The following is a 14,211-nucleotide window of genomic DNA, read 5'->3' on the forward strand; positions in this document are numbered from 1 at the left end:
GTCTTGATATTCATAAGGAACAGATATGCGCTTTGATTTGCAAGCTAGGCACCAACACATTGATAAATTGGTAGAGAATAAGCTCAGCTTTGATTCAGATGACGCGCAATTGAGTATTTATGACACTTATGAAAGCGCATTTAATGTGCCCTTATCATCAAGCAATGTATTATTTTGCGGTATGCTACAAGGCAAAAAGATGATGCATGTAGAAACATGTGATTACCACCATGATTTTTTGCCTAATGAAAGCTTTGTACTTGCACCAAACCAAACCGTCCATATTGACTTTCCTGACGCATCAGGGACAACACCCACAACCTGCTTAGCCATTGAAATTAACTCTGATAAACTGGCTGATATTGCTCAAAAGCTTAATATACAAAATCAAACTAGTATCGAAGTGGCTTATCAAAATGAACTCGTCCATGTCGAGCACAATTGGCAAACTCAGGCATTACTCGACCGTATGGTGCATTTATTTACTGAAAATGGAGATCAACGCGGATTTTTGATTGATTTAGCACTGAATGAATTGGTGACACGATTGCTCACTCAGCAAACTCGCGAACTTATTTTAAAGTGCGCAAGCTCGCACAATCATCAAGACCCAATTACAGAAGTCGTTCAATACATTGAGCATCATTTGAGCGAGCCTCTAGATATTGATACTTTGTGTAAAATTGCTTGTATGAGTCGCAGTAAATTTTTTAATTACTTTAAGTCATGCTTAAACATGACCCCACAACAGTGGCTGCAAACACGGCGACTTTCTAAGGCCAAAGAGCTGCTTAAAAAAGGTAAAAGTATTACCCAGATAGGGTTTGATTTAGGCTTTAATCATACCAGTCAATTTAGCCGTACATTCAAAAATGCCTTTGGTATTTCTCCAAAGGCATTTCAAAAGAACTAAATTATTTTTCGCTATTCAGTATAACGTTTTATACCTACCATTTAGAGTCTTGTAACTTAGTCCAAAGCATATTTGTCGCACTTGCCACTGCTTGACTCACGCCAAGTCCTAGCTTTTCTGGTAGAGATTTTTTGCTGGTATATTTTACCGTGTAAATTTGATGGCTATCTAGTAAAGATAAAATATGGTCATCACTGGTATTCAATTCATCGACTAAACCTAATTTTTGCGCCTCAGAGGCAAACCAATATTCACCTGTGGCCACTTTTTCAAGATCTATATCAGCTCTGTTAGCTTGTACAAACTCTTTAAACAAGCCATGGGTAGATTCAACTTCTTGTTGAAATTTATCACGTCCCTTATCGGTATTCTCACCAAATAGTGTCAACGTGCGTTTGAATTCACCAGAAGTAATCATTTCAAAATCAATGTCATTCTTTTTAAGAAGCTTATTAAAGTTAGGAATTTGCGCAATGACACCAATTGAGCCAATAATTGAAAATGGTGCAGCGACAATTTTATTTGCCACACAGGCCATCATATAGCCGCCACTTGCAGCAATTTTATCGACACAAACAGTTAAAGGCAGTTCTGCGCTAGTAAGACGCTTTAACTGCGAAGCTCCTAACCCGTAGCCATGAACCACACCGCCGCCACTGTTGATATTTACAATCACTGAGTCCTTATCTTTATCTGCAATTTGTAGTACCGCTGTAATTTCTTCGCGTAAATTATTCACTTCATGAGCATCTGAACTACCATCGAAATTAATCACAAATGCCTTTGCAGAAGTCTTATCTTCTTGCTCTTTCTTCTGCGCTTTTTTGTAAGTCTTCAGTTCTTTTTTATCTAGAGTCTGCTCGATAAAGTTTTGCTTATTTCGCTTTAGTTTTTTAGATAAGTCTTGAAGCTCGACTTCACCTGCGCTTGCCTTAGGCTTTTGACTCGCACCCACTGCCAAAATGATGATAACCCCAATAGATAATAGTATGGTGACTGCTTTAGCTAAAAATAAACCGTATTCAAATAAGAACGTCAATCTAGTCTCCTCGTTGTTCTTATGATTAAAAATATTTTTATAAAAATAAAAAAAGCCGCTTATCGCGGCTTTTTCATCTTCTCGTAATTAAACTTAATTAGCAATCACTGCAGTGTTTTCAATTGGTAACTTCATACCTTTTGATGCCAAGAAAGTTGCAAGTTGCTTTTGCATTTCAAATGTTGTCATCTCATGGCCTAGAGCGGTACCACCTACAGCTTCATTAAATGAAGTTGTTGCAATCGATGAGTGATGACCTTGAGAAAACTTAACTACATAATTCTTAGGTTCACCTTCCTGAGTTTCAGTCACTGGTGTCATACCGAATAATTGCGCCATAGGCATAGTACCAGACAAAGGCAGTGCCGTTGTTGGCGGAATAACTGCATCAGGTAGGTTACCATCAACGCCACCTGTTACTACACTTAAGTAGGTTGGTGTACCAAGTGCTTGAACTGCTGCTGCGTAGTTTACTGGGTCTGCACTGTCTAACGTTGTTTGAGCAACGGTCACGAACTGGCTGATCACAGATTGAATACCAGCAAGTGCCGCTGTATTGCCTGCTTCAACAAGTTGCTTTTCGTATAGTGCATAAGAACAAGGGATCTTAGTCTCTGCAGGGCAAGCTGCTGTTGCTTCACTTGCTACGAACTCTAAGAAAGCTTTAGAAGATAGATTACCCGCTGCAGCTAACACAGAGCCTTTAACAAACGAACCAAATGAACCCGACTCAGTTAAGAAATTAGCGATACCTGCACCACCGCTTGCAAGACCAACTGTATTCACTTTAAATAAGTTATCAACCGTTTCATTACCGATAGGCTTATTTGTATGCGCAATAAAGTTAGGTGCTACAATAGAACCTAAAGAGTGACCAAAGAAGCTTACATCTGTTGGATTAATACCAAGTGTTGGGTCAATGAAGTTCAGACCAAGTCTAAGTGCTAATAGATCAGCTGAAGACTGCCTTAGGTTATCACGTGCGACGAGTAGCGACGTCAAGTTCATGTATGAAAGTACTGAACCCTGACCACTTGTTGCATTAAAGTCATCTTTACCATCTAAATCGATATCTAGACCACGAGCACCGTGCATTGGGTGATCAATAGCGACCGTTGCAAAACCAGCGTTGCTTAATGCAAGTGTTAACCCTAGTAGGCTTTCTTTGTTAGCAGTAATGCCGTGTTGCAAGATAACTACAGGCCAACCTGTTGCTGGCATTTCAATATCTAACAATTCTGCACGTGGCTTAGTAATTTGAACTGGCACGTTTGCAATCCATTCAATTGAAGGAATGCTATTAAACTTAGTTAAAAAACGGCTTTGATCTAAGCCAAAATCACGTAGTTTAGTTTTTGAAACAGCATTACAGTACGCATCGTTCGCACCTGGTGTTAAAGCTGATAACTGTTCTTCTGATAGACTTGCGATAATTGCAGCATTATCACATCGAGCTTTCCAATAGGTGCCCGCTAAATCTTCAATTGCTGTACCTTCTGGTTTCTTCGAGTACATAGGTAACATAATGCTACCTTGCATGTATTGAACAGCCTGGAAAGGCGCACGAGTTTCAGCATCAGGAATGACTGCCGCTAATGCATCTGATACTGTGATCATAGGTTGCTCTGGTACTACAACTTTAGGGTTGGTCTGAGTGTTTAAGCTTTCAGCAAGTCCTAACTTAATATTATTCATTACCGCACCAACAGACTGAATCGTCATTGCTGCGGTATAAATCACATCTTCTTTTGCCACCTGGCCAGAGATAACATTTTCATATTGTTGTACAACAGCCTGAAGGCTTCTTTGTGAGTCGGTAACTAAAGGCGCTTCCGCTTTCACTAAACTATATGAAGATGATGGCTCAAGTGGACGGCCATCAGCCATTACAATACTTTTTGTTAGTGCAGTAATATACGATGCACCAGACTTAAGTGGTTTAAGCGGCACTACCATGATGCCTTTACCTGAATCAGTCAACTTAGCGATGTAATCAACACCAAACGTCAACTCACCCACATATTTACAGGCAATACCCGCAGGCACTTTATCACTCGCGCAGTCAGGATCTGTAATACTCGCGCCCATGACAACTTCAAAAATGCGAACAGCATCAGGTGTGGCAACAGACTCAGCATTAATGCTAACTTCGCTTGGCACATCTAAATCGATGACGTAAGGCATATTAGTAGACCAACCATCTAAACCACCCATTGTCAGACTTGGGTTAGCATAAGCTGCTGCGGCTAAAGGTTGACCTTGATCGTCAAATTCACCAGGTAAATTCAACGTACCATCTTTAGTACCATTTAAAAGTAAGTCATTCGGAATTGATATCACACCATTTGATGGATCGAATTTCACTGAAGCTGAAGGTAAGACAGGGGTCGTTTCTTGTTTTACATCTTGTAGTGTTTCACCGCCGCCACAGCCGACCAAAGCCGTAGAAATTGCGAGTGAGAGAAGCATTTTTTTCATTGAATGGGCTCCGACAAATTTTATTATTCTTATGCAATTAACGCGTTAATATAATGTAATTGTGTTTTTAATGAGACATTAGACCAGTTAAACTTAACTCAATATGTAAAGTTTCGCCACTCAATTTTGCAATAATTTAGATAACTTACCCTAATGCTGTGATAAAATGCGCAAAACGTTCAAATAGAGATCTACAATGCATAATTATCAAGCAGCAGACAACGCACTAGAAAATAAAACCATTTTAATCACAGGTGCTGGCGATGGAATTGGCCGTGTTGCGGCATTAACATATGCGAAACACGGTGCAACTGTAATCCTACTTGGTAAAACAACTAAAAAACTTGAATGCGTATACGATGAAATCGTGAATGCAGGCTATCCACAACCGGCTATCGTACCTATGGATATGCGCGGTGCGACAAAACAAAACTACCGCGACCTTGCTGCAACCATAGAGCAGCAATTTGGTAAATTAGATGGTCTACTGAACAATGCCTCAATCTTAGGTTCACTTGGTCCACTGGAGCATTTTTGTGTATCTACGTTTGAAAATATCATGAAAGTAAACGTGACTGCACAAGCGATGATCACAAAATATATGTTTCCACTACTTCGTAAATCACCGTGTGCATCTGTGATTTTCACTTCATCAGGTGTCGGCCGTGAAGGGCGAGAGTTTTGGGGTCCTTACGCAATCTCAAAATTTGCAACTGAAGGTATGATGCAAACTTGGTCTAAAGAAGTAGGTAAGACTAACATTCGTATCAACTGTATTAACCCTGGTGCGACACGTACAAGTATGCGAGCTTCAGCTTTCCCTGGTGAAGATAAAGAAAAGCTTAAAACTGCTGAAGAACTCATGCCGACGTATTTATACCTAATGGCAGATGATTCTAAAGACGTTAACGGTGAATCGATTAATGCACAGTAACTTATAGTTCTGACACCATTAAAAAAGGCACTCAATCGAGTGCCTTTTTAGTTTGAATCCAATTAGAAAGTTACTTTTATAAAGTTACTTTCTCTTTGGCTTTTGCGCACGTTGGTTGTGCTTTTTCACAGCCTTTCTGATCTGATTGATCTTAGCACGCTTGTCTTTACGCTTTTCTGGCATCACAGAAAGCTTAGTTTGCGTTTCAGGGCGCATTTTCACAGATTTACGTAAGTAGTTTACGTCTTCTAACTTAAGCTCTTCCCAGCCACCTTGAGGAAGACGTTTGTTAAGCTCTAATTTACCGTAACGGATACGAATTAGGCGCGATACTTCTACATCTTGAGATTGCCATAAACGACGTACTTCACGATTACGACCTTCAGTTAGCGTAACGTTGAACCACTTGTTAATGCCCTCACCGCCCATTGGCTTAATTTTTAGGAATTTAGCTGGGCCGTCGTCTAATTCAACGCCTTTAGTTAAGGTATTCAGTGTTTGGTTTGTTACTTCACCGAATACGCGTGCAGAGTACTCACGCTCTACTTCATATTTAGGATGCATTAAACGATTTGCTAACTCACCGTCATTGGTAAATAACAATAAACCTGAAGTATTGATATCTAAACGGCCAATCGCAATCCAACGATCGCCTTCTAAACGAGGTAGTCTATCGAAAACCGTGCGGCGACCTTCAGGATCTTTACGCGTACATAATTCGCCTTCAGGCTTGTGATACATTAAAACACGACAAACACGCTCTTCTTGCTGCTCAATTTTAACAACATGACCGTCAACACGGATAACCGCATTTTCTTCAACACGATCACCTAAACGTGCCACTTTACCGTTAACGCTGACACGATTAGAGTCAATGTATTTTTCCATTTCGCGGCGTGAACCCACACCAGCACGGGCCAATACTTTTTGTAACTTTTCACTCATTAGGATGGTTCTCTCACAGAAGGATCACTCAATATCTGTTCTAGTTTTACATCTTGTTGCTCAGGTAAATTAGGCAACTGTTCTAAACCAGATAAAGAAAAATAATCTAAAAATTGTTTGGTGGTTGCATATAGCGCAGGTTTACCAGGTACATCTTTTTGCCCAACAACCGTTATCCATTCACGCTCTAATAAACTTTTCATTATATTGCTGCTCACAGCAACCCCTCTTACCTGCTCTATCTCACCTCGGGTAATAGGTTGACGATAGGCTATCAAGGCAAGGGTTTCTATGGTCGCTCGAGAGTATTTCACCGCTTTTTCAGGCCATAATTTACTTAATGGCTCAGCCAAAGAAGGCCCTGCTTGAAAGCGATAACCAGACGCCACTTCAACCAACTGAACACCTCTTGTTGAATAGTGCACAACCAGTGAGTCTATGGCTTGGTTTAATCTTTTAGCAGAAATATTGAAATCTTGCAGAACGGTTTCTTGTAGACGACGCTTACTTAATGGCTTCTCAGAAACAAAAATCGCTGCTTCGACTAGCTCAACGAGTTGTTCATCACTAAGACGCTTAAAAGCCATATTAATCTACAATTGCAAACACAAGACAATATTATGACAGAGGTTCGGTTACTCTTGTAGTTTTAAAGATAAATAAATCTCTGATTGCGGGGTAATTTGGGTAAAAGTGACTAATTGCTCTTTGATCAGTTCAAGCATTGCGATAAATGTCACCACCACGCCTTGGCGCCCTTCAGTAAAATCAAACAAAGTGACGAAAGCACACGGACCATTATTTTCTGAAAGGTACCTTAGAATTCTCGACATACGTTCACGAGTAGACAAAACTTCACTTGATATTTGATGGTGAGCGAGCGTTTTTACCCGAGCCATCACATTACCAAATGCAAGCACTAAGTCTTTTAAACTTAAATCAGGTGGTTTTTCTTCATTAAGTGCACTGTCAACATACTCTGCATTAGCTATGAAGAAGTCTTTTCCGACATGAGGCTGCTCTTTTAATGTTTCTGCAGCGGTCTTGAACTGCTCATATTCTTGCAAACGCTTGACTAATTCAGCACGCGGATCGGCTTCTTCTTCAAGCTCTTCATGGGTCGGTAACAACATGCGCGACTTAATTTGCGCCAATAAAGCTGCCATCACTAAGTATTCCCCTGCCAATTCAAGCTGTAAGTCTTTCATCAGCTCAACATAGCTCACATATTGTTTAGTAATGCTATGGATTGGCAGTTGCAGAATATCTAGCTTATGGCGCTTAATGAGATATAAAAGCAGATCGAGCGGGCCCTCAAAGCTTTCTAATATCACTTTTAGAGCATCGGGTGGTATGTATAAGTCTTCTGGCTTTTCTAAAACGGCTTCGCCATGAAGAAAGGCCAGTGGCGCAGAGTTACTCATTTAATGACTATTTTAATGTCTATTTTGTTAGCTATTGAAACGGCGTAACGTCACCGCATCCTTCGCGAAGAATGACAATATCATCGTCAGAAAAGTCGATCACAGTAGTCGCTTGTTCAATTAAATAACCACCATGAATAATAAGATCGACCTGTTTTTCTAGGCTCATACGAATGTCATCAGGGTCTGACTCGGTAAATTGCTCACCAGGTAAAATCAATGAACATGACATAAGCGGTTCATTGAGCTCTTCAAGTAACGCGGCGGCAATTGGATTATCGGTTACACGCATACCAATAGTTTTTTTCTTTTCGTTTAGTAAACGCTTAGGTACTTCTTTTGTGCCTTTGAAAATAAAGGTATATGGCCCTGGCGTATTGTTTTTTATTAAACGAAAAATTTGATTATCAACACGAGCATACGTTGCCAGCTCTGATAAATCTCGGCAAACAAGTGTAAAATTATGGTGTTTTTCAATACCGCGAATACGTTCAATTCGCTCTTTCGCTTGTTTATTACCAATACTGCAACCAAGTGCATAGCCTGAGTCGGTTGGGTAGACTATCACCCCACCCTTGTGAATAATTTCAACCGCTTGTTTAATTAAGCGTGCCTGCGGGTTTTCTGGGTGAATATGAAAAAATTGGCTCATTAGTGACACTCCTGTGCGTCTTGCCAAAACTGCCAAACAGCTTGACAATCTTTTGGTAAGTATAGGTTTTTTCCGAGATCTGACCAAGGCATAGGATAATGAAAATCTGAACCTTGACTCGCGAGTAGATCAAACTCTTGGCTTAATTGCCCTAAAAACTGTCTTTCGCTCGGTGCTTGCTGTGGTAAAGCGACTTCCATCGCCTGCCCACCAGCAAGTTTAAATTCGCTGAGTAATTTACGAAGCCATTTATTAGACATTTGATATCGACCAGGATGTGCTAGCACGGAAACGCCACCAGCAGCCTGAATCGCCGCAATGGCAGTTGCCATATCACACCAATTGCTTGGTACATAGCCCGTTTTTCCTCTGGCTAAAAACTTTTTAAACACACCTTGGATATTCTTAGCCACACCACGTTCGACCAAAGCTTGCGCAAAGTGCGCTCGGGTGATTTCAGCATCTTTTGCCAATGCTTTGGCCTGTTCATAAATATCTTCATAGCCTTTTTTCGCTAAGCGTCGACCAATCTCTTGAGCACGAGCTTCACGTTTGTTTTGCTGCTCAGTCAATAAATTAAGAAGATGAGTATTTTCAGTATCTATAGAAAGGCCGACAATATGGATTTCAAAGCTTTCCCATTTTGTCGAAATCTCAACACCAGCCACTAACTCTAAATTTAAATCTCGGTCAGCTATAAATTGCTTTGCAGGTTCAATACCCGCAACGGTATCATGATCAGTAAGGGCTAAAACATCAACGCCCTTTTCTGTTGCTCGCTCAAGTAATGCGCCTACGCTTAAACGACCATCAGAAAAGGTGCTATGACTGTGTAAATCATATTTTATCAAGTTTATTTCTCTTCATTATTATTTGTGTTCGTGTCAACGGGTCGGATTATATCACTAATACACCCCATTAAATTTTGTATACTTTATATTTTTAATGTTTTTGCAACTTTTAAGCTTGACTCGCTCGTTCCGATAAGGTTTACTGTGTATAAATTGATTCGACATATACCTGATATGAAAACATTAACTAAAAATAAAATCTGGTGGTGGCACTCGTAACATTGCGGGCGCTTTGTCGTATCTATACGAACTCTAAACCCGCACACAAATGCGGGTTTTTTTATATCTAAATTTTTTGGAATACAAACATGATTAACAACAATATCAACACACATTCTTGGTGGTGGCGCCTGAACTAGCGGGACGGCATTGTTGTATCTGTTACACAACCCCCGCAAGTTAACACTGGCGGGGGTTTTTTATTATGGGGAATGAGGTTTTGATTTTTAGTCATATTACGACAACACCAGGGGAAGTGACGAGTATGAGACAACGGCGCGATTACATTAGCAGCCCATTGTCATTGTATGCGGCACTTGATAAAACAAATTCATTATTACTGGAGTCTGCAGAAATTGACTCAAAAGATAATGTTAAAAGTATTATTTTAGTTGATGCAGCACTTCGCATTGAGTGCAGAGGCAAAACCGTTATTGCCAAAGCACTGTCTAACAACGGTCAGCAAGTGTTAAGTTACTTGGCCGAACAAGTTGAAAACTGTACAGCGGTTGTTGAAGATGATGTATTAACACTTGAATACGCACCGTTCGAAGCTGAACTGGATGAATATAGTAAACTTAAAGCAGATAATTCATTCAGTGCCCTACGTACTTGTATAAATAAAATCAAACGTAACTCAGATACTCCTTTTGCATTATTCTTAGGCGGTGTATTTGCTTACGACATGGTAGCCAACTTTGAAACACTGCCTGACGTCCCAGACGGTGATAATGACTGTCCTGACTATGTGTTTTACTTAGCAGAAACCCTGGTATTAATCGATCACCAAGCCCAAACAACTGAGTTAATTGGTAATGTTTTCAACGGACCAGAAGTTCATGCAAACTGTTTTGAAGTTGGTAAACAGCTAGAAGAGCTGAATACGCGTTGTGATAATTTAACGCCGTATTTAGCAGCGCCAAATGAAGGCCTGTCTGAAGTAACAGTAAACATTGACGATGAAACTTACTGTCATCAAGTCAAAACTTTAAGGCAAAACATTATCGATGGTGATATTTTCCAAGTTGTGCCTTCTCGTACATTCTCTTTACCTTGTGCTCAGCCACTAGCAGCTTACCAGCAACTTAAAAAGCAAAATCCAAGTCCGTATATGTTTTATATGCGAGATGAGTCTTTTGTTTTGTTTGGTGCCTCACCTGAATCGGCATTGAAATATTGCGTCAACAGCAATCAAGTTGAAGTTTACCCTATTGCAGGCACACGCCCTCGCGGTAAGTTTGCAGATGGCAGTATTAATCCAGATCTAGATAGCCGCATTGAACTTGAGCTTCGCAACGATCAAAAAGAGCGTGCTGAGCACCTAATGCTGGTAGATTTAGCACGTAATGACGTAGCGCGAATTAGCGTTGCAGGCACACGCCATGCAAAAGAGCTGCTAAAAGTAGACCGCTATTCACAGGTCATGCATTTAGTATCACGCGTTGTGGGTCAATTAAAACCAGATTTAGACGCACTGCATGCCTATCAAGCTTGTATGAACATGGGCACATTAGTAGGTGCACCTAAAGTAAAAGCAGCAGAGTTAGTACGACATACTGAAAAACAACGTCGTGGTAGCTATGGTGGTGCAGTTGGCTATTTAACGGGCGATGGCGCAATGGACTCTTGTATCGTTATCCGCTCTGCATTCGTAAAAAATGGTACCGCATACGTGCAAGCAGGTGCTGGCGTTGTATATGACTCAGATCCACAATCAGAAGCAGATGAAACGCGTGCTAAAGCACAAGCCGTCATAAAAGCCGTGCAATCTACGTATCAAGGAGCCTGCTAATGTCTAGTAACACAAAAGTATATTTTTTAGATAACTTTGATTCATTCAGCTACAACCTTGTTGATGAACTGACGCTACTAGGCCTAGATTTAGTGGTTTACCGTAACAATATCTCCGCTGAAAAGATCTTCGCTAAGATGCAGCAAGAAACTGTACCGGTAATTTTAGTGTTATCGCCAGGCCCAGGTAACCCAGCTCAAGCAGGCTGCTTATTAGAGCTAATTGAACTCGCTAAAGGCCAATTCCCTATGCTGGGAATTTGTTTAGGCCAACAAGCTTTAACACAAAGCTATGGCGGAACTGTTGGTCATGCAGGTGAAACAGTTCATGGTAAGTCTTCAATTATTGAAGCTGACGACCACCCTGTATTTGCAGGTATTGGCAAACGCTTCCCGGTTGCGCGTTACCACTCTTTAATGGCGACTCATATTCCTGAGAGCTTAAAAGTGATTGCCAAATACGACACTATTCCGATGGCCATTTATCATCCTGAAGATAAGGTGATCGGCTATCAATTTCACCCTGAGTCTATTCTTACCCCAGACGGTGCTCAGTTATTAAAACAAAGTATCGACCACTTAACACAATAGGAGCCAACATGGACAGTTTAAATCTATTACTTGAACAACAAGACTTAACATTCGAGCAAACAAATAGCTTCTTCGATCTAGTCATGCAGGGTGAAGTGTCTGAAATTGAACTCACCGCCGCACTGATTGCATTAAAAATTAAAAAAGAAACGGCACAAGAGATTGCTGGCGCAGCAAAAGCAATGCGCGATCATGCCACAAAGTTTAACGCACATAATCTTGTTTGTGCTGATAGCTGTGGCACAGGTGGCGATGGTTCAAATACCATCAATGTCAGCACAACAGCAGCAATTGTGGCTGCGGCATGTGGTATCAATTTAGTGAAACACGGCAATCGCAGTGTATCAAGCAAATCAGGTTCTGCGGATTTACTTAGAACACTGGGCATTAATATCGAAATGACACCTGAGCAAGCCAGTGTATGTTTAAAAGAAACCGGCTTCACCTTCTTATTCGCGCCGCTTTATCACTTAGGTGTGAAACACGCGATGCCAGTACGTACCACGTTAAAAACTCGTACAATTTTTAATATTTTAGGTCCACTGACTAACCCAGCAGCCCCACAAATACAGTTGCTGGGTGTATATGATAAAAGTTTATGCCGTCCGATGGCCGAGACTTTAAAGACACTCGGTACTGAGCGAGCAATGATAGTGCACGGTGAAGGCACAGATGAAATTGCCCTACATGGCACAACCCATGTGGCTGAGTTGGTTGATGGTGAAATTAAAGAATACACCTTAACCGTTGACGACTTTGGCGTTGAACATTATTCATTAGACCAAATCGCTGGGGATACGCCAGAATACAATGCCAGAGCCAGTATTGAGATTTTAAATGGCACAGCACCTGATGCGCACAACGCCGCTATTGCGGTAAATGTCGCTGCATTATTGGTAATGCATAATTTGGCCGCTGATTTTAAAGCCGCCACGCAGCAAGTATTAGCAGTTTTAAAGTCTGGACAAGCCGCAGACAAACTGAAAGAAATCGTTGAGGTAAGCAATGGCTAACGTATTAGAAAAAATCGTTGCAGATAAGCAGCAAGAAGTCGCTCTAAGAAAACAACAAAAGCCACTAGACGCTTTTATTAACGACCTTGTGCCAAGTGACAGAGATTTTCAAGCGGCACTGACAGCATCAGGCACACAGTTTATTTTAGAGTGTAAGAAGGCATCTCCTTCAAAGGGCCTGATTAGAGATAATTTTAATCTTGATGAAATTACTGGCGTATATGGCAAATATGCCACGTGCATCAGTGTGTTAACCGATGAAAAATATTTTCAGGGTAGTTTTGATTACCTTACGTATGTCAGCAAAAAAGTTGATCAACCACTAATTTGTAAAGATTTCTTTATCGACGAGTATCAGGTTTATCTAGCGCGCTTACATGGTGGTAACGCCATTTTGCTTATGCTGTCAGTACTTGATGATGCGCAATATACACACCTTGCCAATGTGGCAAAATCACTGAATATGTCAATCTTAACCGAAGTCAGCAATGAAGAAGAAGTACACCGCGCACTTGATCTGAATGCTGAAATTATCGGTATTAATAACCGCAACTTACGTGATTTGAGCACTGATTTAGTGACAACCGAGAAGCTCAGAAAGCTAATTCCTGATGGCAAAGTGGTGATCTCTGAATCAGGTATTTACACCCATCAAGATGTGAAGCGGCTAGCACCACTTTGTAATGGTTTCTTAGTGGGCAGCTCTATTATGGCTGAGCAAGACTTAGAAGTTGCTTGCCGTCGTCTTATTCTGGGTGAAAATAAAGTTTGTGGTTTAACACGTTCTCAGGACGCCCAAGCGGCTTTTAACGCAGGGGCAATTTACGGCGGCCTTATCTTCGCCCCTAAATCGCCCCGCTACGTTGACATTGACTGTGCTAAAGCTGTTATTGATAGCGCACCTTTAAAGTATGTTGGTGTATTCGTAAACGAAGATTTAGAACAAGTCAGTGAAATTGCGCAAACATTAAAACTTGCAGCCGTGCAGTTACACGGCAATGAAGATAAAACTTATATTCAAGCGTTGCGTGCAAAGTTACCTGTAACTTGCCAAATATGGAAAGCACAAGGTGTGACTGATGTGCTACCTGAACCAATTTCAGGAGTAGATAAACATTTGTACGATACTAAAACCTCTGCAGGATTTGGTGGCACAGGTGAAGTATTTGATTGGTCATTACTTGCTGAAAAGAGCGCAAACAGCTTTATGTTAGCTGGCGGTTTAAACGCAGAAAATGTACTTGATGCAGCTTATACAGGCGCACAAGGACTAGATTTGAATTCAGGGGTTGAACTTAGCCCTGGTAAAAAGTGTTCGCAAAAAATTGCAGATGCTTTTAAAAACATAAGAGGTTATTGAG

The 14,211-nt window shown here is 40.9% G+C and carries 13 protein-coding genes; 6 read left to right on the forward strand and 7 right to left on the reverse strand.

Features of this window, described 5'->3' with window-relative positions; all coding sequences use genetic code 11:
* The first annotated feature begins 25 nt into the window (after nucleotides 1–25).
* A complete protein-coding gene (locus ACGHEH_RS00140) occupies nucleotides 26–913 on the forward strand; it encodes a helix-turn-helix domain-containing protein (protein ID WP_390440670.1) in 888 nt (295 codons plus the stop codon).
* Nucleotides 914–947: 34 nt separating this feature from the next.
* Here the strand turns inward: ACGHEH_RS00140 and sohB are convergent, their stop codons facing one another.
* Both sohB and ACGHEH_RS00150 read right to left on the reverse strand, forming a co-directional pair.
* Nucleotides 948–1,952: a protease SohB gene (sohB, locus tag ACGHEH_RS00145; protein WP_390440672.1), complete on the reverse strand. Its 1,005-nt coding sequence runs from the start codon at nucleotides 1,950–1,952 to the stop codon at nucleotides 948–950.
* A gap of 93 nt (nucleotides 1,953–2,045) precedes the next feature.
* Nucleotides 2,046–4,430 carry a VolA/Pla-1 family phospholipase gene (locus ACGHEH_RS00150; RefSeq protein WP_390440674.1) on the reverse strand — a complete coding sequence of 795 codons (2,385 nt, stop codon included), beginning with the start codon at nucleotides 4,428–4,430 and terminating at the stop codon, nucleotides 2,046–2,048.
* A 196-nt stretch (nucleotides 4,431–4,626) separates the two neighbouring features.
* Between ACGHEH_RS00150 and ACGHEH_RS00155 the strand changes: the two genes are divergently transcribed.
* Nucleotides 4,627–5,364, forward strand: coding sequence for a YciK family oxidoreductase (locus ACGHEH_RS00155; RefSeq protein ID WP_058030016.1), 738 nt, complete (start codon nucleotides 4,627–4,629; stop codon nucleotides 5,362–5,364).
* 84 nt (nucleotides 5,365–5,448) lie between these two features.
* On the opposite strand, the gene rluB is transcribed toward ACGHEH_RS00155, so the two are convergent.
* From rluB to ACGHEH_RS00180, 5 genes are read right to left on the reverse strand one after another with little or no spacing between them, the layout of a single operon-like run.
* Nucleotides 5,449–6,309, reverse strand: coding sequence for a 23S rRNA pseudouridine(2605) synthase RluB (rluB, locus tag ACGHEH_RS00160; protein WP_390440676.1), 861 nt, complete (start codon nucleotides 6,307–6,309; stop codon nucleotides 5,449–5,451).
* Nucleotides 6,309–6,896 carry an SMC-Scp complex subunit ScpB gene (scpB, locus tag ACGHEH_RS00165; RefSeq protein ID WP_390440678.1) on the reverse strand — a complete coding sequence of 196 codons (588 nt, stop codon included), beginning with the start codon at nucleotides 6,894–6,896 and terminating at the stop codon, nucleotides 6,309–6,311. The genes rluB and scpB overlap by 1 nt, the downstream gene beginning before the upstream one ends.
* Nucleotides 6,897–6,944: 48 nt before the next feature.
* Entirely contained in the window at nucleotides 6,945–7,733 is a 789-nt protein-coding gene (locus ACGHEH_RS00170) for a segregation and condensation protein A (RefSeq protein WP_390440680.1), read from the reverse strand.
* 31 nt (nucleotides 7,734–7,764) lie between these two features.
* Complete coding sequence (locus ACGHEH_RS00175; RefSeq protein ID WP_058030020.1) at nucleotides 7,765–8,385, reverse strand: L-threonylcarbamoyladenylate synthase; 621 nt, start codon at nucleotides 8,383–8,385, stop codon at nucleotides 7,765–7,767.
* On the reverse strand, nucleotides 8,385–9,236 hold the full coding sequence (locus tag ACGHEH_RS00180) for a PHP domain-containing protein (RefSeq protein ID WP_390440682.1): 852 nt from the start codon (nucleotides 9,234–9,236) through the stop codon (nucleotides 8,385–8,387). Before ACGHEH_RS00180 ends, ACGHEH_RS00175 begins: the two co-directional genes overlap by 1 nt.
* Before the next feature lie 439 nt (nucleotides 9,237–9,675).
* Between ACGHEH_RS00180 and ACGHEH_RS00185 the strand changes: the two genes are divergently transcribed.
* Genes ACGHEH_RS00185 through trpCF form a run of 4 tightly spaced genes read left to right on the forward strand, consistent with a single transcriptional unit; the run spans nucleotide 9,676 to nucleotide 14,210 of the window.
* The gene (locus tag ACGHEH_RS00185; protein WP_390440685.1) at nucleotides 9,676–11,247 is read left to right on the forward strand and encodes an anthranilate synthase component 1; all 1,572 of its coding nucleotides are present in this window, start codon (nucleotides 9,676–9,678) and stop codon (nucleotides 11,245–11,247) included.
* Nucleotides 11,247–11,837, forward strand: coding sequence for an aminodeoxychorismate/anthranilate synthase component II (locus tag ACGHEH_RS00190; protein ID WP_390440687.1), 591 nt, complete (start codon nucleotides 11,247–11,249; stop codon nucleotides 11,835–11,837). Before ACGHEH_RS00185 ends, ACGHEH_RS00190 begins: the two co-directional genes overlap by 1 nt.
* Nucleotides 11,838–11,845: 8 nt before the next feature.
* Complete coding sequence (gene trpD / locus ACGHEH_RS00195) at nucleotides 11,846–12,850, forward strand: anthranilate phosphoribosyltransferase (RefSeq protein WP_390440689.1); 1,005 nt, start codon at nucleotides 11,846–11,848, stop codon at nucleotides 12,848–12,850.
* Nucleotides 12,843–14,210: a bifunctional indole-3-glycerol-phosphate synthase TrpC/phosphoribosylanthranilate isomerase TrpF gene (trpCF, locus tag ACGHEH_RS00200; protein ID WP_390440691.1), complete on the forward strand. Its 1,368-nt coding sequence runs from the start codon at nucleotides 12,843–12,845 to the stop codon at nucleotides 14,208–14,210. The genes trpD and trpCF overlap by 8 nt, the downstream gene beginning before the upstream one ends.
* Nucleotide 14,211 lies beyond the last annotated feature (1 nt).

The sequence above is a fragment of the Pseudoalteromonas sp. MTN2-4 genome, from assembly GCF_042848605.1.
GTDB lineage: Bacteria > Pseudomonadota > Gammaproteobacteria > Enterobacterales > Alteromonadaceae > Pseudoalteromonas.

Coding starts and splice junctions, on each gene's coding strand:
- ACGHEH_RS00175 (WP_058030020.1), bottom strand. CDS start 8,385: ATGAGCCAATTTTTTCATATTCACCCAGAAAACCCGCAGGCACGCTTA.
- scpB (WP_390440678.1), bottom strand. CDS start 6,896: ATGGCTTTTAAGCGTCTTAGTGATGAACAACTCGTTGAGCTAGTCGAA.
- ACGHEH_RS00190 (WP_390440687.1), top strand. CDS start 11,247: ATGTCTAGTAACACAAAAGTATATTTTTTAGATAACTTTGATTCATTC.
- ACGHEH_RS00170 (WP_390440680.1), bottom strand. CDS start 7,733: ATGAGTAACTCTGCGCCACTGGCCTTTCTTCATGGCGAAGCCGTTTTA.
- ACGHEH_RS00140 (WP_390440670.1), top strand. CDS start 26: ATGCGCTTTGATTTGCAAGCTAGGCACCAACACATTGATAAATTGGTA.
- ACGHEH_RS00150 (WP_390440674.1), bottom strand. CDS start 4,430: ATGAAAAAAATGCTTCTCTCACTCGCAATTTCTACGGCTTTGGTCGGC.
- ACGHEH_RS00155 (WP_058030016.1), top strand. CDS start 4,627: ATGCATAATTATCAAGCAGCAGACAACGCACTAGAAAATAAAACCATT.
- trpD (WP_390440689.1), top strand. CDS start 11,846: ATGGACAGTTTAAATCTATTACTTGAACAACAAGACTTAACATTCGAG.
- trpCF (WP_390440691.1), top strand. CDS start 12,843: ATGGCTAACGTATTAGAAAAAATCGTTGCAGATAAGCAGCAAGAAGTC.
- rluB (WP_390440676.1), bottom strand. CDS start 6,309: ATGAGTGAAAAGTTACAAAAAGTATTGGCCCGTGCTGGTGTGGGTTCA.